Source organism: Pelagibius sp., assembly GCF_028281305.1.
Taxonomy (GTDB): domain Bacteria; phylum Pseudomonadota; class Alphaproteobacteria; order Kiloniellales; family Kiloniellaceae; genus Pelagibius.
On sequence record NZ_JANQKD010000085.1, the window covers coordinates 14,281 to 35,688 of the forward strand.

At 67.2% G+C, this 21,408-nt stretch carries 20 protein-coding genes; 14 read left to right on the forward strand and 6 right to left on the reverse strand.

Features of this window, described 5'->3' with window-relative positions; all coding sequences use genetic code 11:
* The first annotated feature begins 36 nt into the window (after positions 1–36).
* The 5 genes from Q0982_RS16470 (at position 37) to Q0982_RS16490 (ending at position 5,334) form a co-directional block, all read left to right on the forward strand.
* Positions 37–1,422 carry a pilus assembly protein TadG-related protein gene (locus Q0982_RS16470; RefSeq protein WP_299397322.1) on the forward strand — a complete coding sequence of 462 codons (1,386 nt, stop codon included), beginning with the start codon at positions 37–39 and terminating at the stop codon, positions 1,420–1,422.
* A gap of 131 nt (positions 1,423–1,553) precedes the next feature.
* On the forward strand, positions 1,554–2,531 hold the full coding sequence (locus tag Q0982_RS16475) for a hypothetical protein (RefSeq protein WP_299397323.1): 978 nt from the start codon (positions 1,554–1,556) through the stop codon (positions 2,529–2,531).
* Between the two features lie 110 nt (positions 2,532–2,641).
* A complete protein-coding gene (gene nadA, locus Q0982_RS16480) occupies positions 2,642–3,661 on the forward strand; it encodes a quinolinate synthase NadA (protein ID WP_299397325.1) in 1,020 nt (339 codons plus the stop codon).
* 28 nt (positions 3,662–3,689) lie between these two features.
* Positions 3,690–4,550, forward strand: coding sequence for a carboxylating nicotinate-nucleotide diphosphorylase (nadC, locus tag Q0982_RS16485; RefSeq protein WP_299397326.1), 861 nt, complete (start codon positions 3,690–3,692; stop codon positions 4,548–4,550).
* Between the two features lie 142 nt (positions 4,551–4,692).
* Positions 4,693–5,334: a hypothetical protein gene (locus Q0982_RS16490; RefSeq protein WP_299397328.1), complete on the forward strand. Its 642-nt coding sequence runs from the start codon at positions 4,693–4,695 to the stop codon at positions 5,332–5,334.
* 1 nt (position 5,335) lies between these two features.
* Here Q0982_RS16490 and Q0982_RS16495 read toward each other — a convergent pair whose 3' ends face one another.
* Complete coding sequence (locus Q0982_RS16495) at positions 5,336–5,632, reverse strand: hypothetical protein (protein ID WP_299397329.1); 297 nt, start codon at positions 5,630–5,632, stop codon at positions 5,336–5,338.
* Positions 5,629–6,051, reverse strand: coding sequence for an HIT domain-containing protein (locus Q0982_RS16500; RefSeq protein WP_299397331.1), 423 nt, complete (start codon positions 6,049–6,051; stop codon positions 5,629–5,631). The genes Q0982_RS16495 and Q0982_RS16500 overlap by 4 nt, the downstream gene beginning before the upstream one ends.
* Before the next feature lie 169 nt (positions 6,052–6,220).
* On the opposite strand from Q0982_RS16500, the gene Q0982_RS16505 reads away from it, so the two are divergent.
* Genes Q0982_RS16505 through Q0982_RS16515 form a run of 3 tightly spaced genes read left to right on the forward strand, consistent with a single transcriptional unit; the run spans position 6,221 to position 9,860 of the window.
* Positions 6,221–7,198 (forward strand): dienelactone hydrolase family protein, encoded by a 978-nt coding sequence (locus Q0982_RS16505; RefSeq protein ID WP_299397332.1) that lies wholly within the window; start codon positions 6,221–6,223, stop codon positions 7,196–7,198.
* 14 nt (positions 7,199–7,212) lie between these two features.
* Positions 7,213–8,280, forward strand: coding sequence for a ligase-associated DNA damage response exonuclease (locus Q0982_RS16510; RefSeq protein ID WP_299397334.1), 1,068 nt, complete (start codon positions 7,213–7,215; stop codon positions 8,278–8,280).
* The gene (locus Q0982_RS16515) at positions 8,277–9,860 is read left to right on the forward strand and encodes a cisplatin damage response ATP-dependent DNA ligase (RefSeq protein WP_299397335.1); all 1,584 of its coding nucleotides are present in this window, start codon (positions 8,277–8,279) and stop codon (positions 9,858–9,860) included. Before Q0982_RS16510 ends, Q0982_RS16515 begins: the two co-directional genes overlap by 4 nt.
* Before the next feature lie 328 nt (positions 9,861–10,188).
* Here Q0982_RS16515 and Q0982_RS16520 read toward each other — a convergent pair whose 3' ends face one another.
* Entirely contained in the window at positions 10,189–10,611 is a 423-nt protein-coding gene (locus Q0982_RS16520; RefSeq protein ID WP_299397337.1) for a RidA family protein, read from the reverse strand.
* Between the two features lie 261 nt (positions 10,612–10,872).
* Between Q0982_RS16520 and Q0982_RS16525 the strand changes: the two genes are divergently transcribed.
* A complete protein-coding gene (locus Q0982_RS16525; RefSeq protein ID WP_299397338.1) occupies positions 10,873–12,696 on the forward strand; it encodes a hypothetical protein in 1,824 nt (607 codons plus the stop codon).
* A gap of 16 nt (positions 12,697–12,712) precedes the next feature.
* Positions 12,713–13,276 (forward strand): hypothetical protein, encoded by a 564-nt coding sequence (locus Q0982_RS16530; RefSeq protein ID WP_299397340.1) that lies wholly within the window; start codon positions 12,713–12,715, stop codon positions 13,274–13,276.
* A 125-nt stretch (positions 13,277–13,401) separates the two neighbouring features.
* Here Q0982_RS16530 and betA read toward each other — a convergent pair whose 3' ends face one another.
* The 3 genes from betA to betI all read right to left on the reverse strand — a co-directional run bounded on the left by betA (position 13,402) and on the right by betI (position 17,293).
* The gene (gene betA / locus Q0982_RS16535; RefSeq protein WP_299397341.1) at positions 13,402–15,060 is read right to left on the reverse strand and encodes a choline dehydrogenase; all 1,659 of its coding nucleotides are present in this window, start codon (positions 15,058–15,060) and stop codon (positions 13,402–13,404) included.
* A 148-nt stretch (positions 15,061–15,208) separates the two neighbouring features.
* Positions 15,209–16,672, reverse strand: a complete 1,464-nt coding sequence (gene betB, locus Q0982_RS16540) for a betaine-aldehyde dehydrogenase (protein WP_299397343.1) — start codon at positions 16,670–16,672, stop codon at positions 15,209–15,211.
* A 33-nt stretch (positions 16,673–16,705) separates the two neighbouring features.
* Positions 16,706–17,293, reverse strand: coding sequence for a transcriptional regulator BetI (gene betI, locus Q0982_RS16545; RefSeq protein WP_299397344.1), 588 nt, complete (start codon positions 17,291–17,293; stop codon positions 16,706–16,708).
* 276 nt (positions 17,294–17,569) lie between these two features.
* Between betI and Q0982_RS16550 the strand changes: the two genes are divergently transcribed.
* From Q0982_RS16550 to Q0982_RS16565, 4 genes are all read left to right on the forward strand, one after another.
* Complete coding sequence (locus tag Q0982_RS16550; RefSeq protein ID WP_299397346.1) at positions 17,570–18,520, forward strand: choline ABC transporter substrate-binding protein; 951 nt, start codon at positions 17,570–17,572, stop codon at positions 18,518–18,520.
* A 137-nt stretch (positions 18,521–18,657) separates the two neighbouring features.
* Entirely contained in the window at positions 18,658–19,506 is an 849-nt protein-coding gene (choW, locus tag Q0982_RS16555) for a choline ABC transporter permease subunit (protein ID WP_299397347.1), read from the forward strand.
* 3 nt (positions 19,507–19,509) lie between these two features.
* Complete coding sequence (gene choV, locus Q0982_RS16560; RefSeq protein ID WP_299397349.1) at positions 19,510–20,772, forward strand: choline ABC transporter ATP-binding protein; 1,263 nt, start codon at positions 19,510–19,512, stop codon at positions 20,770–20,772.
* Positions 20,769–21,408, forward strand: a 640-nt coding sequence (locus Q0982_RS16565; RefSeq protein ID WP_299397351.1) for an HAD family hydrolase, incomplete at its 3' end; no start/stop codon positions are given. The genes choV and Q0982_RS16565, both read left to right, overlap by 4 nt.

Genomic DNA, 21,408 nt, shown 5'->3' on the forward strand with positions numbered 1-21,408 from the left:
TATCGGATTTTACAGAGTTTCGGGGAGGCCCCCGCAATGATAACGCGACTGCAAAAACTGCGGCGGAAGTACGCGAAGTTCAGAGAGGATATCGGCGGCAACGTCGCCATCTTCTTTGCCTTCGGCGCCTTTGCCGTGGTCGGCACCGTCGGTATCGCCATCGATACCTCGGTCGCCTACAACGTGCGCTCTCAGTTGGCGTCGGCGGTCGATGCCGCAGCGCTGGCCGGTGCGCGCAACTATGCGAGCCCGACTCGCGACGCGGACATCCAGCGTTACTTCGATGCCAACTTCGAAGCCGGCTACATGGGCTCTATCCTGGAGCCGCTGAGCATCGTTCCGGATGACCAGGCCCGCACCGTCACGGTCACGGCAAGAGCCAACATCCCGACCTTCTTTATGAACATCTTCGGCACGGACTCCACCGATGTCGCAGCGAGCGCCGAGGCGACGCTGTCCTCGCGCGATGTGGAGGTGGCGCTGGTCCTTGACGTCACCGGTTCGATGAACGGCAGCCGCATGACCTCTCTCAAGGCGGCGGCGATCGAACTGGTCGACATCGTTGTCCAGGATCTGCAGGACCCCTTCTACTCGAAGGTGGCTTTGGTTCCCTATTCCAACTCCGTCAACGTCGGCAGCTATGCCACGCAGGTCCGCGGCGCCATCACCTCCGGCGGCTGCACCTACCCTGCTACGCCGAACTGCGAAGACTTCACATTCACGCGGCAGAGCGGCGGCTCCACCACCTTTGCAGCCACCACCTGCGCAACCGAGCGTTCGGGCACGCATCTTTCCACCGATGCCGCGCCGAGCCTGGCACCGCTGGGAACGCATTATCATCGGCCGGACGGCGGTTACAATCCCTGCCCCTCGGCGACGATCATGCCGCTGACGAGCAACAAGACGGCGCTGAACAGCGCCATCAACGGGCTGACCACCGGCGGTTCCACCGCCGGCCAGATCGGGACGGCCTGGGGCTGGTACATGATCTCGCCCAATTTCGCCTATCTCTTCTCCGGCGAGGGCCAGCCGGCGAACTATGGTGCGATTCACCTGGGCCAGGAGGTGCTGAAGGTCGTGGTTATCATGACCGACGGCGACTTCAACACCATCTATCATTCCGGCGTGGTCGCCAACAATTCGACCAGTGGCAGTGGTGATGATGAACACAAGATCAATCAGGCCGGCACCAACGGCAGCGCCTTCGATCAGGCGCAGGCGCTCTGCACCGCCATGAAGGCCGAGGGCGTGAAGGTCTATACCGTCGGCCTGGAGCTTGCCACTCTGCCCGCGGCCACGACCTTCGTGAACAACTGCGCCACCGACGCCGACCATGTCTACCTGCCGGAAAGCGGCACCCAGCTGCGGCAGGCCTTTCAGGACATCGCGCGCCAGGTCTCCAACCTGCGAATTTCCATGTAGTCTTTGCCGCCGGCCCTCCTCCCGACTGCGGGGGAGGGCCGGGCAGAGCGCGTCGAATCGCTTGACCGCCGCCGCTGCATCGTGATCCCTCTCGGGCGACCAGTGCCAGCAACCAGAGGGGGACAGCAGCGATGGGCCGAAGCGGGCCGGCGGCCAGTGGCGTCGACGTCGATCTGACCGCCGTGGTTGTTTCGGTTCGGGATGACGAACCGCAGGCCCTGGTGGTGCCGGCGGCTGATTCGCGCCGCGCCGCGCTTCCCTCCGGGCCCCTGCGCCCCGACCACGGCACGTTGCAGGCGGGGCTCAGAAGCTGGGTCGAGCAGCAGGCCGGGCGCCGGCTCGGCTATATCGAGCAGCTCTACACCTTCGGCGACCGCCCCGCCCCATCAGGGGATCACGGAGGTGGCCAGCCCAGAACCCTCTCCATCGCCTATCTGGCGCTTGTCCCGGCCACCGAAGGCGAGGCGGCGGGCCCGGCCGACTGGCAGCCCTGGTACACGGCCTTTCCCTGGGAGGACTGGCGCGCGGGCGCGCCGCCGGTTCTGAAAGCCCTGCGCAGCCCTCTGCGTGCCTGGGCGCGGCAGGGCGATGCCGAGCAAAAACGCCGGCGCCAGGAGCGTCTCCGCGCCGCCTTCGAGCCGGCGTCCGGGGGCTCCTCTGGGACCTCCTCTGGGGGCTGGGACGAGGAGAGGGCGCTGGAGCGCTACGAGCTGCTCTACGAGGCCGCTCTGGTGCCGGAGGCCTGGCACGACAAGGGCAAGGCGCCGCCCGAGGACCTGGCGGCTTTCGCCGGCCGGGCCATGGCCTCCGACCATCGGCGCATCCTCGCCACCGCAATCAGCCGCCTGCGCGGCAAGATCAAGTACCGACCGGTCCTGTTCGAGCTGCTGCCCGCCGAGTTCACCCTCTTCCGGCTGCAGCGGACCGCGGAGGCGCTGACCGGTGCCCGGCTGCACAAGCAGAACTTCCGCCGCCTCGTAACCCAGCAGGGCCTGGTGGAGGAGATCGGCGCGCTGGACTTCGAAACCGGCGGCCGGCCCGCAAAGCTTATGCGCTTCCGCCGTGCCGTGACCCAGGGGCGGACGAAGGGGCGCAACGGCGCCGCTTGACTCCCCGGCTGCTCCGCCAATATGCTCTGTTGGAGCATAAGGGCTGGATCCCCATTCAGCCCTTTCTTCGGCTCACAATAATGCTCAAAATGAGTATAAGGAGGGCGGACATGGCTATTGCAGGCACGCAGGAAGGCGGCAGCTTGCCGTTCACCGAGGAGGTGGCGGAGCGCACCGCCGCGATCTTCGAGCGCATCAGGACCGTAGTGCCGCCGCTGGAATGGCCGCTGCATGCGCCGGAAATCGACGCCATCAACCGCCTGAAGGCGGAGCGCAATGCCATCGTGCTGGCCCACAACTACCAGACGCCGGAGATCTTCCACGGCGTGGCCGACATCACCGGCGACTCCCTTGCGTTGGCGCGGCGGGCGGCGGAGACCGATGCCGAGGTGATCGTGCTGGCGGGCGTGCATTTCATGGCCGAAACGGCGAAGCTGGTGAACCCGGAGAAGACGGTGCTGATGCCGGATATGGACGCCGGCTGCTCGCTGGCATCCTCCATCACCGGACAGGATGTGCGGGACCTGCGCAAGGCCCATCCCGGTGTGCCGGTGGTCACCTACGTGAATACCTCCGCCGAGGTGAAGGCCGAATGCGACATCTGCTGCACCTCGGGCAATGCCATCAAGGTTGTGGAGTCCCTCAAGGCGCCACGGGTGATCTTCCTGCCGGACACCTATCTCGCGACCCACGTCGCGCGCAACAGCGATGTCGAGATCATCGACTGGCAGGGGCGCTGCGAGGTGCATGAGCGTTTCACCGGCGCCGAGATCGAAGGCTTCCGCGAGGGGCATGACGGCCTCACCGTCATCGCCCATCCGGAATGCCCGCCCGACGTGCTGGACGCCGCCGACTTCGTCGGCTCAACCGCCGGCATGATCGACTACGTGCGCCGCGAACGCCCGGCCCAGGTGCTGATGGTGACCGAGTGCTCCATGAGCGACAACGTCGCCGTCGAACTGCCGGAGATCGACTTCGTGCGGCCCTGCAACCTCTGCCCGCATATGAAGCGCATCACGCTGCCCAAGATCCGCCGGGCGCTGGAGACCCTCTCGCCCGCGGTCGAACTGGACCCGGCGGTCGCAGCCCGCGCGCGGGTTGCCGTCGAGCGGATGCTGGCTGTTGGATAGCGCGGGGAGAGCACCCGGAGCACAGGCCATGACAAGGCAGCCGCAGCCCCTTCCGCGGGTGATGCTGGAGCCCCTGGTGCGGGCGGCCCTGCTGGAAGACCTGGGGCGCGGCGGCGACCTCACCACCGAGGCCGTCGTATCCGCGCAGCAGGCGACAGAGGCGTTCCTGGTGGCGCGAGCAGCGGGAACCCTGGCCGGGCTCGATGCGGCGGCGCTGGCCTTTCAGATCATGGACCCGGCGGTGACAGCAGAGCCGCTGAAAGCCGACGGCGAAGCGCTGGCGCCGGGCGACAGCGTGCTGCGGCTGACGGGGCCGGCCCGGGCCATTCTCTCCGCCGAGCGGGTGGCCCTGAACCTGGTCTGCCACCTTTCGGGCATCGCCACCGCGACGGCAGAGCTTGTGGCCGCCGTGCGGCCCCATCCGGTTCATGTCACCTGCACGCGCAAGACCACGCCGGGCCTGCGCGCCCTGGAGAAGTACGCGGTGCGCGCCGGCGGTGGCGCCAACCACCGCCTGGGCCTCGACGATGCGATCCTCATCAAGGACAACCACATTGCGCTGGCCGGCGGTGTGGTCGAGGCCGTGACCCGCGCCCGGGCGCGGGCCGGCCATCTGGTGAAGGTCGAGGTGGAGGTTGACCGGCTGGATCAGCTCGAAGAGGCGCTCGGCGCCGGCCCCGATGCGGTGCTGCTGGACAACATGAGGCCGGAGCAACTGCGCGAGGCCGTGCGGATCGTCGCCGGCCGGGCCGTCACCGAGGCCTCCGGTGGAATCACGCGGGAGACAATTGCCCAGGTCGCGGCCAGCGGGGTGGACGTCATCTCCGCCGGCTGGCTCACCCACAGCGCTCCCAGTCTGGATATCGGGCTCGACGTCCTGACCGGGTGACAGCACCGCGCCGGCATTCCGCCGATGGCCGAAAAGACAACCCTGGACAGCTTTCGACGGGGGATCTACTGTCATTCGGTTTCTTGTCTCAAGTAACTGTAACGCAAGATTTTTTTGATCCAACCAGTACAGGATCGAGGGCATGGGCTTCTCAACTGTGATGGTGCGGATATTCAATCTGAAGGTGCTCTCTGCCTTGGTCACGGCAGCCTTTCTGGCCGGCTGCGAGACGCTCGACCATCTCACGGCGCCGGGTGTCGAGGGGTTGCTGCTGGCCCCGGACTTCACCGCTGTCGCGCTGACCGACGGCGGCATCGGGGACACAGGCGTCCGGTCGACGCTGGACGGCAGGACGGTCAGCCCTCAGTCCCTGCAGACCATGCTGACGGCGGCGATCCGCAGCAAGCGGCCCGACGTTTTCGTCGGCACGCGGGGGCGCTACCAGGTCTCCGCCCAGGTGATCGGCGACGATGTCAGCAAGCGCAGCCAGGACATCGAGGGGACCACTTACCGGTGGGCTAAACGCCAGGTCAGGGTGAGCTATTCGGTCGTCGACGGCGCGACAGGGCGCCAGGTCTGGGGCGGCATCATCGCCACCGAGAACGAGACCCTGGCGACCTACGAGATCCAGCGGCCGACAAAGACCAGCGAGCGCGTGCTGGAGGAGATCGTCACCGCACTCACCGACACCGACCCCTATCCCTACCCGGACCCGCCGGCCTTCAACGCCGTTGTGACCCAGAACTTCGAAGGCTTCGCACTGAACCTGCCGTACCAGAGCTGATCTATCGCTGCGGAATCAGGTCGACGATCTGCTGATAGAAGGGACGGACTTGGCGCGGGTCCTCCAGAAAAACATCGGCGCTTGAGTCGATCCACCAGGCATAGAGGCTTTCATCGCTCAATTGCGATCGGATTGCAGACTCCAGAAAATCCCTCAAAGACAGCTGCTCGGCCTTTGAGAGTTCGTTCAGCGCCGTTTCAAGAGCTTCTTCAGGGCTGTTGTGAATCTCGAAGATGTCTTGATGGAGTTTGGCGGCGAACTTCAGGAACTCAGGCGTTGGCTGAATGGTCTTGGTCACGGTTGAATCGCCTTGAAAGCGTCCTTCAGCATCCTAACTCGCTCTTCCAGGGCTGTCGGCTCGTAAGGGGCTGCGGGGACCTGGCCCCAGGCCGGGCCGGGCCAGGCCGGGTCGCCGGTAAAGCGGGCGATAACGTGGAGGTGAAGCTGCGGCACCATGTTGCCCAAGGCCGCCACGTTCATCTTGTCGGGGCTGACGGCGGCCTCTAGGGCGCGGGAGGCGGCACAGATCTCCGCCGTGAAGCGGGGCATGTCCGCCGCCTCGACGTCGTGAAAGTCGCGCAGGCCCGGGCGGCGCGGCACCAGGATCAGCCAGGGGTAGGTGGCGTCGTTCATCAGCAGTACGCGGCAGAGCGGCCAGTCGTCGATCGTGATACAGTCGGCCGCCAGCCTTTCGTGGAGGACAAAGTCGTCGGTCATGCGCAAGCGATTTTCCGGTTTCGAGGTCCGTTCCAAAATGGGCGCGCCCACCGTAGTCGCGAAAGCCGCGAAAGCGAAGCGCGCCGTCACACGGTTTTCCGGTGCGGCGATGCTTCTGCTTGCAGCCACCGCGCTTCCGACCGTGGTACTTCCGTCTGGCGCCACTGCCATGCCGGATCTCGCTTTGCCCTGGCCCGACGCGGCCCTGGAGGGCCGGAGCGGCGGCACCGCGATCAGCTTTTCCAGCCGCAGCCCCTTTGCGCTCTCCAATGTGGGCAACGGCCCGGAGGAATCGCCGGAGACCGAAGGCCTCGGCCAGCTCTACCTGCCGCCGGAGGCCTCGGCCGAGAACCCCGTGCCGGCGGTGGTGATCCTGCACGGCGCTTCGGGCGTGCAGTCGGTGCGGGAGCTGACCTACGCGCGCCAGTTCGCCGCCCGTGGCGTTGCCGCCCTGGTGATCGATGTCTTCGGCGCGCGCCGCGACCGGGCGACCGGTTTCGTCAACCGCCTGCTGGAAATCACCGAGGCGATGTTCCTGGCCGATGCTTATGCAGGCCTTGAACACCTCGCCGCGCGGCCGGAGATCGATGCCGGACGCATCGCACTCATCGGCTTTTCCTATGGCGGGATGGTGGCGACCTATGCGGCCTATGCGCAGGTGGCCGAGCGCTACGCGCCGGAGGGGCCGCGCTTTGCCGCTCACGTGGCCTTCTACGCGCCCTGCATCGCCGAGTTCCAGGACAGCCGCGCCACCGGCGCGCCGCTGCTGATGCTCTACGGCGGCCGCGATGCCATCGTCGACCCGGAGCGCTGCGCGCGGGTTGCCGAACAGTTGGAGGAGGGTGGCACACCCGTCGAGACGATCGTCTACCCGGAGGCGGTGCACCAGTGGGATGGGCGTTTTGCCGGCGAGCGCCAGATCGGCCGAAATCTCGCCGACTGCCGTTTCGTGGTGGAGAGCGACGGCACCGTGCGCGACCGCTGGCTCTGGCTGCCCATGTCCAGCGTGTTCTACCGCCGGGTCATCCTCGGCCTCTGCACCGACGAGGAAGGCTATCTGATCGGCCGCAACGACGAGGTGCGGGCCCAGGCGAACGAGGCCTTGGGGAGCTTCCTCGCGCCGATCCTGCTCGGCGGCGAGAGCTGACGGGCGCCTGCGCCATGTCCGCGCCGAAACCGGAGACCTGGCTGAAGGTGACGGAGCGCGGGCTCTACTGCGTGCCCGGCGGTTTCTACGTCGACCCGCACCGGCCCGTCGAGCGTGCCGTGGTGACCCACGGCCATGCCGACCACGCGCGGCCCGGCAACCGCGCCGTGCTCGCAACCCCCGAAACCTTGGCCATCATGCAACGGCGCTACGGCGACGAGGCGGGCGAGGCCTTGGAGCCGCTGGCCTATGGCGAGACCCGCGATATCGGCGGCGTGACGCTTTCCTTCCTGCCCGCCGGTCACGTGCTGGGCAGCGCCCAGGCGGTTCTGGAATGGAAGGGCTGCCGCATCATCGTCTCCGGCGACTACAAGCGCCGCGCCGACCCGACCTGCGCGCCCTTCGAGGTGATGCCCTGCGATGTCTTCATCACCGAGGCGACCTTCGGCCTGCCGGTCTTCCGCCATCCGCCCGACGCGGAAGAGGTTGAGAAGCTGCTGACGGCGCAGCAACAGTTTCCGGAGCGCGCCGTGCTGGTGGGGGCCTACTCCCTCGGCAAGGCGCAGCGGGTAATAGCCCTGCTGCGAAAGGCGGGCTACGACCGCCCGCTCTACATCCACGGCGCGCTGCAGGGGCTCTGCGATCTCTACCGTGACTTGGGTGTCGACCTGGGCGAACTGAAGCCGGCCACCGGTGCGAGCAAAGCCGACCTGGCCGGGCAGATCGTCCTGGCCCCGCCCTCGGCCCTCAACGACCGCTGGTCGCGGCGCCTGCCGGATCCCCTGACCGCCATGGCGTCGGGCTGGATGCGGGTGCGCGCCCGGGCCAAGCAGCGCGGCGCGGAACTGCCGCTGATCCTTTCCGACCACGCCGACTGGTACGAACTGGTGCAGACGCTTGAGGATGTCGGGGCGCCGGAGGTCTGGGTCACCCACGGCAACGAGGAAGCATTGGTGCACTATGCCTCCGGCAAGGGCATCCGCGCCCGCGCCCTGGCGCTGATCGGCCGCGGCGAAGAGGAGCAGGAGGGCGGGGCGGCAGAGGAGGAGCGCAAGGAGGAGACCAGGGAGGCGGCACCATGAAGGCCTTCGCAGAACTGCTCGACCGCCTGTCCTACACGGCGGGCCGCAACGCCAAGCTGACCCTCATGGCCGACTACTTCCGCGCCGCGCCGGACCCGGACCGCGGCTATGCGCTGGCGGCGCTCACCGGACGGCTCGACTTCGCCACCGCCAAGCCGGCGATGATCCGCGGTCTGGTCGAACAGCGCGTCGACCCTGTGCTTTTCGGCTGGTCCTACGACTACGTCGGCGACATGGCGGAAACGGTGGCGCTCATCTGGCCGCAGCGCCCGGGCGCCAACCGTCCGCCGGAGCTGGCCGAGGTGGTGGAGCGGCTTTCGACCGCCAGCCGCTCCGACTCGCCGGCGCTGGTGGAGGGCTGGCTCGATGCCCTGGATGCCACCGGCCGCTGGGCCTTCCTGAAGCTCATCACCGGGGGGCTGCGGGTCGGTGTCTCGGCGCGTCTGGCCAAGACCGCGCTGGCGAAGCTGGGCGATGTCTCCCTGGAGGAGATCGAGGAAGTCTGGCACGGCGTGACCCCGCCCTTCACCGAGGTCTTCGCCTGGCTGGAAGGCCGCGCGCCCATGCCGCAGATCGATCTGCGCCGCGCCTTCCGCCCGCTGATGCTGGCCAATCCCCTGGACGAGGCGGACCTGGAAAAGCTCGACGCCGGACACTACCGCGCGGAATGGAAGTGGGACGGTATCCGCGTGCAGCTTGCCGCCGGCGGCGGCGAGGCGCGGCTGTTCTCGCGCTCCGGCGACGAGATCACCCAGGCCTTTCCCGATCTCATGGAGACCGCGCGCTTCGATGCGGTCCTGGACGGCGAGCTTCTGGTGATGCGCGACGGGGAGATCGCCCCCTTCAACGACCTGCAGCAGCGCCTCAACCGCAAGCGGGTGACGGCGAAGATGCTGGAGAGCTATCCCGCCCACCTGCGGGTCTACGACATTCTGTTCCACGGCGACGACGATCTGCGCGAGCAGGCTTTCGACGACCGCCGCGTCAGGCTGGAAGCCTGGCACGCGGAAACCGGCCCGGCGCGCATCGACCTCTCCCCCATGCTTGACTTCGCGCGCTGGGAGGACTTGGCGGCGTTACGGGAGACGGCGCGCGAGCGCGCCATCGAAGGGTTGATGCTGAAGCGCGGCGACAGCCCCTATGTCGCCGGGCGGCCCAAGGGCCCCTGGTTCAAGTGGAAGCGCGATGCGCTGACCCTGGACACCGTGTTGATGTACGCGCAGCGCGGCCACGGCAAGCGCTCCTCGCTCTACTCCGACTACACCTTCGGCGCCTGGCGCAGCGGCGAACACGGCGAGCCGGAGCTGGTGCCGGTGGGCAAGGCCTATTCCGGTTTCACCGACGAGGAACTGCTGCGCCTCGATAAGTGGGTCCGCGCCAATACCACCGAGCGCTTCGGGCCGGTGCGCGCAGTGAAGCCGGGGCTGGTGCTGGAGGTCGCCTTCGACGCCGTCCACCGCTCCAAGCGCCACAAGTCCGGCGTCGCCATGCGCTTCCCGCGCATCCACCGCATCCGCTGGGAAAAGCCCATCGAAGAAGCCGACCGCCTGCCGACCCTGGAGAAACTGATCGAGGGGTGAGGGGAGGTCCTCCCTCACCCTCCCGCTTACGCGGGCCCCTCCCTCTCCCACTAAGGGGAGAGGGAACACAAACGGCGCGGCGCTGAAAAAGATCCCCTCTCCCCTGGTGGGAGAGGGCTGCGCAGCCTTGGCGAGGGAACCGCGCCTAGGCGAAGCTGGGTGAGGGGGACCCTTGGCACAGCTGTCACCCTCGGGCTTGACCCGAGGGTCCATCCCTCCGCAGCGCGAGCGCCGGCGATCCGGTAGTCCGTTTTGGGGTTCGGGTCGGGCACCTGCAGGGATGCCCGGGTCAAGCCCGAGCATGACGAGCAGTGCCGGGGACTGGAGCTTACCCCTCCGGCCGCTTGAAGCGTTTGTGGGGGATGAGGGCGATGGGGACGACCTCCACCAACAGCTCCGGGATCACCAGGCCAGGCACCTGGATCAGGATGCTGGCCGGCGCGCTCGGCGTTTCGAAGTATTGACTGCGCACCTGCTGGATCGCGGGCAGGTCGTCGCGGTTGAGGAAGTAGATGGTCATCGAGACGATGTCGTCGAGGGTGCCGCCGGCGGCCTCCAGGATCACCTGCGTGTTCTCGATCGCCTTGTGCATCTGGGCGGCGCAGTCGCCGGGCCCGATCACGGTGCTTTCGGCGTCCCAGGCGACCTGCCCGGTGATGTAGAGCGTCACCCCCTCGCCGGCGATCACGCCCTGCGAGAAGGCCCGCCCGTTCGGCCCCCAGATGCCCGGGGGATTGAAGCCATAGGCCATGGAGAAGTCCTTTATGGTGGAAGCCGCGCCGCCGCCGTGGGCTGTGGGGGCGCGAACGACAAGGATGCGGCAGAGTTGGAAGCATAGCAGCCGTCCGGTCGCGTCCGAAGCATAACTGTGATGCCAAGGTACTGCTGGCGGCGGCCTGAAGGCGTCGTGCCATCGCGGTCCGGAAACCGGCGACCCCTGAACCTTCGGGGGCAACCATGCGACCAACCTTCGGTGGCGGCGCGGGCGCATTTGCGTGCGAGGGGATCGAAAATGAACGCAAAGTCTCTGGGCCCTGTTCTTTTGGGCTTCCTCCTTGGCGCCAGCCTCCTTGCCGGCGGCAGCCTGGCATCGGCAGGGGCTTTGCCGGAGCACTGCCGCCAGGCACCGGTGGCCGCCGACTGCACGGCGTCCCTGTTCGATCACCTGCTGGAGCGGATCGCGGCCGAGCGGCCGTACGATCAGCCGGATTTGAAAGCCGCCCTGGCCGACAAGCTGATCAACCTGGGCAGCCTGGATCTCGCACAAGAGGTTGCGGTGGGAATCGATCATGCGCCGACCCGGGACGTGAAACTGGCGGTGATCGGGGTGCTGCAGGCGAACCAGCGGCACTACGCAGAGGCCAGCGCCATCGCTGATCTGATCGGCGATCCGCAGCAGCGCCTGCCGGTCTACACCGCCATCGTCGAGCGCTTCGTGGCCGACGGTGATGTCGAACCGGCCTGGACCTTAGCCAAGGCGCTTGACGATGCGGCGCTGTCGGACAGCTTCCAGGCCGCGCTGGTCGTCCGCTTTGCCGCCGAGGGGCGCTTCGAATTGACCCTCCCCAATGCGCTGGAGGTCCGTGACGCGGGCCGGCGCGCCGACGTGCTCTTCGGTCTGGCATCCCGGCAGTTGGCGTCGCAGCCTCTGGCCGACGTGTTGCAGTCCTTGGAAGCGATTGACGACCCTGAGGTCCGAGCCCGCGATTTCGCACTGCTGGGGCAGCAGGCCCACGACCTGAAGAAACCGGATGCCGCCGAGACGCTTTTTGCGCGCGCCCTTGAGGGATTGGCGCAAGCGGAGGCCGCCGGCAGCGAAGACACAGACGATCTCAGGCAAAGCATCGCGCGGGCGCTGGAGGCGGCGGGCCGCGCCACAGAGGCCCTGGCCGTGGCTGCGGAGATCCGGGATGTGCAGCGCCGGCTTGAGTCCGCCGGGCGGATCGCCCCGACCCTGGCGCAAAGCGGTCAGACTGACGCGGCGCTCTCTATGCTGAAGAACAACGTCGCGGCGGCTGCAAACACCGCCAATAGCGAGCAGCGCACTCTGGCGTTGACCCGGCAGGCCGAGTTCATGGTCGAGGCCGGCTTTGCCGACGAGGCTTTCCAGGTGATCGCGCGCATCGAGGCGCCGGACCGTCGCTCCGACGCGCGCCAGGCGCTCGCGCGGACCGCGGCCCGTCAGAACGCCTTCGACCTGGCGGAGCGCATCGTCGCGGAAGATCCGTCCATCCTCCACCGGGTGACCGGGCAGCTCGGACTCGCCATGACCCTCAGCATCGTCGAGGGCGAGCGCGCCCGCGCGCTGGCGCTGGCCGAGGAAGCGCAGATGGCTCTTGAGATGGACGCCATCGCGGGTGCGGAGAGCGTTTATGGCATGCTGGTCGACACCCAGCTGAACCTGCGGCAGTTCGACCGGGCGCGGAGCCTCATCGACTGGCTGCAGGAACCGGAAGCCCGCTTTGACACGCTCGACCGGCTGGCCGCGGCTGCAGCACGGGCCGGTGCCCGGGAGGCCTTGTTGCGCGCCATCGACGACATGATCGTCCTCGTCGCAGGGGACAGCTTCTACGAGCGTTACGGCCGCACCGCCATGATCGCGAAGCGCTTGCCGTGGGATCTGACCCCGAAAGAGATACTCCTGCTGTCCAAGCGCCTGAAGCAGGCCGACTTCGAGTGGCTGTTCGTCAACGTCGCCGCGGTGCGGCTGGCCGAAGGGGGACGGCTGGACGTGGCGCAGGAACTGGTGGCCCTGGCCGACGACCCCGACCTCACCGCCGACTTCGAACTCCCCGAACTGGCAGCCCTGCTGGAGTTGAGCATCGCGGCGGAGTAAGTTTCTCCAGTCAAAGATGCGAAGCCTGCCAGATGTCATCACACACAACTACGATCCAGCGCGGGGCGCGCTGCAGAACCTCTGTGACCTGCCCGCGGACCAGGCTGAGGCGATCCTGGCCGCGATCCGGGCATCCGGACGTTTGCGCATAAAGGCCGACTATCTCGAACGGCGGCTCGGGACCGAGGACTGGCTCCTGCGAGAGCGCACGCGGAAGCTCGGCCGGCCGCATCTCAAGCATCCGATCTACTTCTTTCTGGGAGACTTCGCCGATGGGCTGGACCCTTCCCGGCCCGAGTCGCTGATGATCCCGCTCGCAGTACTGCCGCCGGAGATACTCACTTTCACCTATCCCGACAGCATGGCGAGCCTGTCTCTGGCGATAGAGGAGGCGCATCTGTCGGAGCGCAAATCCTATCACGGCCAGGTCTTCACGCTGCGTGAGATCGAGGATGTGATCGCGCAGTTCGGGATGCCTGCGCCCCAGGGAGACCACGCTATCCCAAAGGTTCGCGACAGATTCATCGAAGTGCAGATCTGGGACGACCGGCCGCTGCGACGTTTTCTGGCGAGGCGGTAAGCATCGGCTTGGAAGCCTCTCTCACCCAGCTGCGGCTACGCTCGCCTTCCGTCTCGCCAAGCCTGCGCAACCCTCTCCCCATGGGGGAGAGGGAGGGACCCGCGTGAGCGGGAGGGTGAGGGGGTCTACCGCTGCGCCGTGGCCCAGTTGTCGGCGATCCAGACGGGGGCGTCGGAGGCGGGGAGGGGCGCCTTGCCGCGGATCGTGTCGGCGAGCTTTTCGGCCAGCATGATGGTCGGGGCGTTAAGGTTGCCGCTGACGATGTCGGGCATGATGGAGGCATCGACCACGCGCAGGCCCTCCAGCCCATGCACCTTTGCTTCGCCGTCGACCACCGCCATGGGGTCGGTTCCCATCTTGCAGGTGCAGGACGGGTGGTAGGCGCTTTCCACGTGCCGGCGCACGAAGGCGTCGATCTCCTGGTCTGACTGCACCTCGGGGCCCGGGGCCAGTTCGGCGCCGCGGAAGGGGTCGAAGGCCTTTTGCGCGAAGACCTCCCGCGTCAGGCGGACGGCGGCGCGGAACTCCTGCCGGTCGGCCTCCTGGCTCATGTAATTGAAGATAATGCGCGGCGGCGCCTTGGGGTCGGCGGAGGCGAGGGTGATTTCCCCGCGGCTCTGGGAGCGCATGGGCCCGACATGAGCCTGGAAGCCGTGGCTCCCCGCCGGGTTGCTGCCGTCGTAATTCATGGCGATGGGCAGGAAGTGGTACTGCAGGTCCGGGTGCTCGATGCCCGCCCGGCTGCGGATGAAGCCGCCGGCCTCGAAGTGGCTGGAGGCGCCGAGGCCCTTTTTGAAGAACAGCCAGTCGAAACCGATCTTCGCCTGGTTCCAGGGCTTCAGCGCCGAGTAGAGGGTGATGGGCTGGGTGCAGGCGTGCTGCACGTAGACCTCCAGGTGGTCCTGCAGGTTCTTGCCGACCCCCGGCAGGTCCTGCACCACATGGATGCCGTGCCCGGTGAGGTCGTCCGCCGGGCCGACGCCGGAAAGCAGCAGGGTCTGCGGCGAGTTGACGGCGCCGCCGCAGAGGATCACCTCGCGCTCCGCCCGCACCTCGGCTTTGGTGTTGCCCTTGGCCAGTTCGACACCGACGGCGCGGTAGCCGTCGAAGAGCACGTGGGTGGTGAGCGCGCGGGTCCAGACCGTGAGATTGGGGCGCGTCATAGCCGGCTTCAGATAGGCGACCGCCGCGCTCCAGCGCCGCCCGTCATGGACCGTCATGTCCATGTGGGCGAAGCCTTCTTGCTGGCGCCCGTTCATGTCGGCAGTGACCGGATAGCCCGCCTGCCGCCCGGCCTCGATCCAGGCCTGGAACAGCGGGTTTTTGCAGGCGCCGGCCGAGACGTGCAAAGGCCCTTCGCCGCCGCGGTAGGGGTCGGCGCCGCGCTCGTAGGTCTCGGCCTTGCGGAAGTAGGGCAGGATGTCGGCGTAGGACCAGCCGGCGAGCCCGCCCTGGGCCCAGCGGTCGTAGTCGCGCGCGTGGCCGCGCACATAGGCCATGCCGTTGATGGAGGAGGAGCCGCCGAGCACGCGCCCGCGCGGGCAGTAAAGCCGGCGGCCGTCCAGATGGGGTTCCGGCTCCGAATGGTAGAACCAGTTGTATTTGTCGTTGGCCAGCGGCTTGGCCAGCGCCGCCGGCATATGGATGAAGATCGAGGAGTCGCGCCCGCCGGCCTCCAGCACCAGCACGGAAACCTCCGGGTCCTCGGTCAGGCGGCTGGCCAATACGCAGCCGGCCGAACCGGCGCCGACAATGATGTAGTCGAAACTGTTGGACGCGGGCATAAGCTGGTTACTCGGTCATCTCATGCTTCTCGATGCGGAGCCCACCCTTCGAGACGCCTTGCTGCGCAAGGCTCCTCAGGGTGAGGTCTGTTTCAAACCTCATGCTGAGGAGGCCGCGCAGTGGCCGTCTCGAAGCATGGCGGTCACTCTAGTAAGGCGAGTCGACGCCGTTGACGGCGACGTAGACGCTTTTCAACTGGCTGTAGTGCTCGATGGCGGCCAGGCCGTTTTCGCGCCCCAGGCCGGACTGCTTCATGCCGCCGAAGGGCATGGCGATGGGGGTGATGTTGTAGGTGTTGATCCAGCAGGTGCCGGCCTGCAGCCTGGCGATCACCCGGTGCGCGCGGGCGAGGTCGCGGGTGAAGACGCCGGCGGAGAGGCCGAACTCGGTGTCGTTGGCGCGGGCGACGACCTCGTCCTCGTCGCGGAAGGGCAGCACCGTCATGACGGGGCCGAAGATTTCCTCGCGCACGATGGTCATCTCGTCGGCGCAGCCGGCGAAGATGGTCGGCTCGACGAAATTGCCGGCGGCGAGCGCAGGGTCATCCGGGCGCCCGCCGCCGACCGCGACCCGGGCGCCCTCGGAGCGGCCCTGGTCGATGTAGCCCAACACCTTCTCGGTGTGTTCCCGGGAGATCAGCGCGCCGACCTGGGTTGCCGGGTCCAGCGGATTGCCGATCTTCAGGCCTGCGGTCTTGGCCACCAGCTTTTCCAGGAGGGCGTCGTGCACATCCTCCTGCACGAAGACCCGCGTGCCGTTGGAGCAGACTTCGCCCTGCGTATAGAAGTTGGCCAGCAGCGCACCGTGCACCGCGTTCTCAAGGTCTGCATCGTCAAAGACGATGAGCGGCGACTTGCCGCCCAGCTCCAGGGTCACGGCCTTCAGGGTCTCTGCCGCATCGGCCATCACCTTGCGGCCGGTGCCCACCTCGCCGGTGAGGGAGACCTTGGCGATGCCGGGATGGCGGACCAGCAGGCGGCCGGTCTCGGCAAAGCCCTGCACCACGTTGAAGACGCCGTCGGGCAGCCCGGCTTCGGTATAGATCTCCGCCAGCTTCAGGGCGGTCAGCGGCGTCAGTTCCGCCGGCTTGAAGATCATGGCATTGCCGCAGGCCAGCGCCGGTGCCGACTTCCAGCAGGCGATCTGCATGGGATAATTCCAGGCGCCGATGCCGGCACAGACGCCCAGCGGTTCACGCCGGGTGTAGGCGAAGTCGCCGCCGAAGTCGTGATGCTCGCCGTGCAGGCTGCCGGCAACGCCCGCGAAGAACTCGATGCAGTCGGCGCCGGAGATGATGTCCACGACCTCCGCCTCCTGGATCGGCTTGCCGGTGTCCAGCACCTCCAGCTCGGCCAGTTCGCGGTTGCGCGCGCGCAGAATGCGAGCGGCCTCCCCCAGGATGCGCCCGCGCTCCGCCCCGCTCATGGCCGACCAGACGGCGAAACCTTCCTGCGCCGCGGCGACGGCGGCTTCCACATCCTCGGCACCGGCCTGCTGCACGCTGCAGATGACCTCGCCGGTCGCCGGGTTCAGGGTCTCGAAGCTCTGGCCGCTGCGGGCGTCGCGATAGCCGCCGCCGATGTAGAGCTGCTGTTCGGGAAGGTTACGCATCGGTCCTCTCAGGGGTCCTCTCAGCCGGTCCTCTTAAGCGCTGGCCTTGGCAAGGCAGCGCGTCACGTAATCGCGGGCGATGGCCCGGGCCTCATCGATGGTCAGCAGGCCGTCGGAGAGCGCGCAGCGCAGCCAGAGACCTTCGATCATCGCCGCCAGGCCGGTTGCCGCCATCTCCGCGTCTGCGTCCGGGAGCACCTGCTTGAAGGCGTGGCGCAGGTTGCTGAGCAGGCGCCGCTCGTTGATCTTCTGAATGCGCCAGAGCGCCGGAAAGGTTCGCGCCTCGGCCCAGAAGGCGAGCCAGGCGGAGACTGTTTCCGGGTCGTTCTGGTCGGCTGAGAAGTTGGCCTGGATCACCGCATCGATGCGCTCCGCCGGAGTCGCGGCGGCCTTCAGGCGGCGCACGGTCTCGGCCAGCAGATCCTGGGCGAGGGAGCGCATGGTGGCGGCCAGCAGGCCCGCCTTGTCGTCGAAGTAGTGGGCGACGATGCCGCCGGACAGGCCGGCGTTGCGGCTGATCCGCGAAATGGTGGCGTTGGCGAAACCCTGCTCGTGAATCGAGGTGATGGTCGCCGCGATCAGTTGCCGGCGCCGCAGATCCTCCATTCCAACCTTGGGCATCGTCGGCGTTCGCCTTCCCCTGAAACCCGTCACTGCACACGCGCCGGCGGCACGCTTAAGCGCTATCCTCAAGACGTATTTTATTTTGATTGAACGTTCAATCAAAAAAACCTAGGCTGAGCGCCTCATCAGCGAAAGGTCGGCGGTTCCCCGGGGAGCGTGAAGGCGCGTCCATGCGGGTTGCAGGCGCCGGCCCATATATAGGACCAGAAACAGAACCAGAAACAAGCGATCGCACGAAGATCGGACAAAAAGGGAAGAGGAGGCTTGAAGTCCATGCAAAGGAGTTTCCAGTTCGGCCTGGCCGCGGCGGCGGCCCTGGTGGTTTCCTCGGCAGCGGGCGCTGCCTGGGCGGCAGACCCTGCGGCCTGCAAGGAGGTGCGCTTCGCCGACGTCGGCTGGACCGATATTACGGCGACCACGGCGGCCACCTCGGTGGTTCTCGACGGCCTGGGCTATGAGCCCAGCGACGAGCTTCTGGCCGTACCGGTGACCTACGCCAGCCTGAAGAACGGCGACATCGATATCTTCCTCGGCAACTGGATGCCGACCATGGAAGGCGATCTCGCCAAGTACCGCGACGAAGGCTCGGTGGAGGTGCTGGGCGCGAACCTGGAGGGCGCCAAGTATACCCTGGCCGTCCCCAGCTACACGGCAGCGGCTGGCATCAAGGACTTTGCCGACATCGCCAAGTTCGAAAAGGAACTGGACGGCAAGACCTACGGCATCGAGCCGGGCAACGACGGCAACCGCCTGATCCTCGACATGATCGACCAGAACACCTTCGGTCTGGAGGACTTCGAGCTGGTGGAGTCCTCGGAGCAGGGCATGCTGACCCAGGTTGCCCGCGCGGTGAAGCGCGAGGAGCACATCGTCTTCCTGGGCTGGGCGCCGCACCCCATGAACAACAACTTCGAGCTGACCTATCTTTCCGGCGGTGACGACATCTTCGGCCCCGACTTCGGCGGCGCGACGGTCTACACCAACGTGCGCAAGGGTTACACCAGCGACTGCCCCAACGTCGGCCAGCTGCTGACCAACCTGAAGTTCACGCTGCCGATGGAAGGCGCCATCATGGAGGCCATCCTCGACGGCGAAGACAAGAAAGAGGCTGCGGCGGCCTGGCTGAAGGCCAACCCCGCGACGCTGGACGGCTGGCTGGCGGGTGTGAAGACCCTCGACGGCAGTGACGGTCTGGCAGCCGTGAAGGCGCACCTGGGCCTGTGATGCGGACCCGTAATCCGGGCCTATAATCTGGGCCTGTAAAAGCTGATCTTATTGGATGTAAGCTTGGAACGGTCAGGCCAGCGTGCCTGGCCGTTCTGCTTTTTGCAGGCCTGACAAACAAGGGGGGAGACCTCGGCATGGAATGGCTGGAGGACAACAAGATCCCGCTCGGCAAGTGGATCGAAGGCTTTGTGGAGTTTCTGACCGAGAACGCCGCCTGGTTCTTCGATGGCATTTCCGACGTGCTGGGGTTTCTGATCAACGGGCTCATCGACGTTCTGCAGTTCGCGCCGCCGCTGCTGCTGGTGCTGCTGATCGCCGCTGTGGCCTATTGGCTGCAGCGCTCGATCTGGCTGGCCGTCGGTGTCGCGCTCTCACTGCTGCTGATCATCAACCTCGGCTATTGGGAAGAGACCATCGAAACGCTCTCCCTCGTCATCTACGCGACCCTCTTCTGCATGGTGATCGGCGTGCCCGTCGGCATCGCCGCCGCGCACCGGCCCTGGCTCTATACGGCGATCCGGCCGGTGCTCGACCTCATGCAGACCATTCCCACCTTTGCCTACCTCATTCCGACCCTGATCCTCTTCGGTCTCGGCGTGGTGCCGGGGCTCATCTCCACCGTCATCTTCGCCATTCCCGCGCCGATCCGCCTGACCTACCTCGGCGTTTCCTCCGTTCCCACCAACCTGGTAGAAGCCGGCGAGTCTTTCGGTGCGACCAAGAGTCAGCTCCTCTGGAAGGTCGAACTGCCCCATGCCATGCCGACCATCATGGCCGGTCTCACCCAGTGCATCATGCTCTCGCTTTCGATGGTGGTGATCGCCGCCCTGGTGGGCGCCGACGGCCTCGGCAAGCCGGTGGTGCGCGCGCTGAACACGGTGGACGTGGCGCGCGGCTTCGAGGCGGGGCTTGCCATCGTCATCGTCGCCATCGTCCTCGACCGGCTCTGCAAGCAGCGCGGCGCCGCCGCGCAGGAGCGCTGAGCCATGAGCGCCCAACCGAACACCGTCGTCGACTTCCGCGACGTCGACATCATCTTCGGCAAGGAGCCGGAGAAGTCCCTGGCCCTGCTGGACAGCGGCGCCGGGCGCGACGAAATTCTGCAGCGCACCGGCAACGTGCTGGGGGTCGCCGGTGCCTCGCTCGCCATCGAGGAGGGGGAGATCTGCGTGCTCATGGGGCTTTCCGGCTCCGGAAAGTCGACCCTGTTGCGCGCCGTCAACGGCCTCAACAAGGTGACCCGGGGCGCCGTGATGGTGCGCGACGAGAGCGGTCCAAATGGCGCTGAGATGGTCGATGTCGCCTCCTGCGATGCCGGCACCCTGCGCCGCCTGCGCATGAACCGGATCGCTATGGTGTTCCAGCAGTTCGCCCTGCTGCCCTGGCGCACGGTGAAGGAGAACGTCGGCTTCGGCCTGGAACTGCGCGGCATGGGGCTGGGGGAGCGCGACGCCATCGTCGCGGAGAAACTCGACCTGGTCGGCCTCTCCCAGTGGCAGGACAAGTTCGCGCATGAACTCTCCGGCGGCATGCAGCAGCGCGTCGGCCTCGCCCGCGCTTTTGCCACCGACGCCGACATCCTGTTGATGGACGAGCCCTTTTCCGCCCTCGACCCGCTGATCCGCGACCACCTGCAGGACGAACTGCTGGAACTGCAGCGGCGCCTGAAGAAGACCATCGTCTTCGTCAGCCACGACCTCGACGAGGCGCTGAAGCTGGGCAGCCACATCGCCATCATGGAGTCCGGCCGCATCGTCCAGTACGGCGAGCCGGAGTCCATCGTCCTCAAGCCCGCGAGCGATTACGTGGCGGAGTTCGTCGCCCATATGAACCCGCTGAACGTGCTGCGCGGCGGTTCCCTCATGACCCCTGTCGAAAAGCTGAAACGCGAAGACGATACCGTGCTGCTGGACAGCCGGGGACGCTTCCGGGTGAAGCTGGACGACCGCGGCGCGCCGCAGTCGGTCACCCTGGACGGTTACCTCGGCCGCCTGATGGCCTATGATGACGGCATGGACATGACCGACCTTCCCGACGTCGCCCTGATCACCGCGCCCACCGACATGTCGATGCGCGTGGCCATCGAGCTGCGCCAGGCCACCGGCCATCCCGTTGCGCTGATGGAGGACGGCCGCTTGGTGGGTGTCTGCGGCGATGAGGAGATCTACGCCGGCATCCTGCGCCAGAGCCGGGCGGCGGATAAAGCGGACGAGAACCAGAACGATACGGAGGCTGCGGCAGCGTCGTGAGCGGGACGTCTGGCGATATCCGCGGCATCCTCTTCGACAAGGACGGCACGCTGCTGGACTATCACGCCACCTGGATGCCGCTGAACCGGGAGGCGGCGCTGGCGGCGGCGGGCGCCGATGCGGTGCTGGCGGAGCGCCTTCTGGCCGCCGGCGGCTACGACGCGGCCAAGGACTGCATCGTCCCGGACTCCGTCCTCATCAGCGGCAGCAATGACGACCTCGGCGCCTGCTGGGCGGAGATCCTGGAGGCCGACGCGGCGGAACTGACCGACCGCCTCTCCGCGCTTTTCGAGGCCGGCAGCGCCGCCACGGCGGTGGCCGTCGCCGGTCTCGCAGAGACGCTGGCCGCCCTTGCGGCGCGGGGTCTCGTGCTCGGCGTTGCCACCAACGACAGCGAGGAGGGGGCCTACAACAGCCTGGGCCCCTTCGGCGTGCTGGACCATTTCCCTTTTGTCGCCGGCTACGATTCCGGCCACGGCGCCAAGCCCGGCCCCGGCATGGTCCAGGGTTTCTGTCAGGCGATGGACCTTGCGCCCGAGGCCGTCGCCGTGGTCGGCGACAGCCGCCACGACATGGAGATGGGCCGCAACGCCGGCGCCGGCCTGCTGGTCGGCGTGCTCACCGGCAGCGCCGCCC

Coding starts and splice junctions, on each gene's coding strand:
- Q0982_RS16470 (WP_299397322.1), top strand. CDS start 37: ATGATAACGCGACTGCAAAAACTGCGGCGGAAGTACGCGAAGTTCAGA.
- Q0982_RS16475 (WP_299397323.1), top strand. CDS start 1,554: ATGGGCCGAAGCGGGCCGGCGGCCAGTGGCGTCGACGTCGATCTGACC.
- nadA (WP_299397325.1), top strand. CDS start 2,642: ATGGCTATTGCAGGCACGCAGGAAGGCGGCAGCTTGCCGTTCACCGAG.
- nadC (WP_299397326.1), top strand. CDS start 3,690: ATGACAAGGCAGCCGCAGCCCCTTCCGCGGGTGATGCTGGAGCCCCTG.
- Q0982_RS16490 (WP_299397328.1), top strand. CDS start 4,693: ATGGGCTTCTCAACTGTGATGGTGCGGATATTCAATCTGAAGGTGCTC.
- Q0982_RS16500 (WP_299397331.1), bottom strand. CDS start 6,051: ATGACCGACGACTTTGTCCTCCACGAAAGGCTGGCGGCCGACTGTATC.
- Q0982_RS16505 (WP_299397332.1), top strand. CDS start 6,221: ATGCCGGATCTCGCTTTGCCCTGGCCCGACGCGGCCCTGGAGGGCCGG.
- Q0982_RS16510 (WP_299397334.1), top strand. CDS start 7,213: ATGTCCGCGCCGAAACCGGAGACCTGGCTGAAGGTGACGGAGCGCGGG.
- Q0982_RS16515 (WP_299397335.1), top strand. CDS start 8,277: ATGAAGGCCTTCGCAGAACTGCTCGACCGCCTGTCCTACACGGCGGGC.
- Q0982_RS16520 (WP_299397337.1), bottom strand. CDS start 10,611: ATGGCCTATGGCTTCAATCCCCCGGGCATCTGGGGGCCGAACGGGCGG.
- Q0982_RS16525 (WP_299397338.1), top strand. CDS start 10,873: ATGAACGCAAAGTCTCTGGGCCCTGTTCTTTTGGGCTTCCTCCTTGGC.
- Q0982_RS16530 (WP_299397340.1), top strand. CDS start 12,713: ATGCGAAGCCTGCCAGATGTCATCACACACAACTACGATCCAGCGCGG.
- betA (WP_299397341.1), bottom strand. CDS start 15,060: ATGCCCGCGTCCAACAGTTTCGACTACATCATTGTCGGCGCCGGTTCG.
- betB (WP_299397343.1), bottom strand. CDS start 16,672: ATGCGTAACCTTCCCGAACAGCAGCTCTACATCGGCGGCGGCTATCGC.
- betI (WP_299397344.1), bottom strand. CDS start 17,293: ATGCCCAAGGTTGGAATGGAGGATCTGCGGCGCCGGCAACTGATCGCG.
- Q0982_RS16550 (WP_299397346.1), top strand. CDS start 17,570: ATGCAAAGGAGTTTCCAGTTCGGCCTGGCCGCGGCGGCGGCCCTGGTG.
- choW (WP_299397347.1), top strand. CDS start 18,658: ATGGAATGGCTGGAGGACAACAAGATCCCGCTCGGCAAGTGGATCGAA.
- choV (WP_299397349.1), top strand. CDS start 19,510: ATGAGCGCCCAACCGAACACCGTCGTCGACTTCCGCGACGTCGACATC.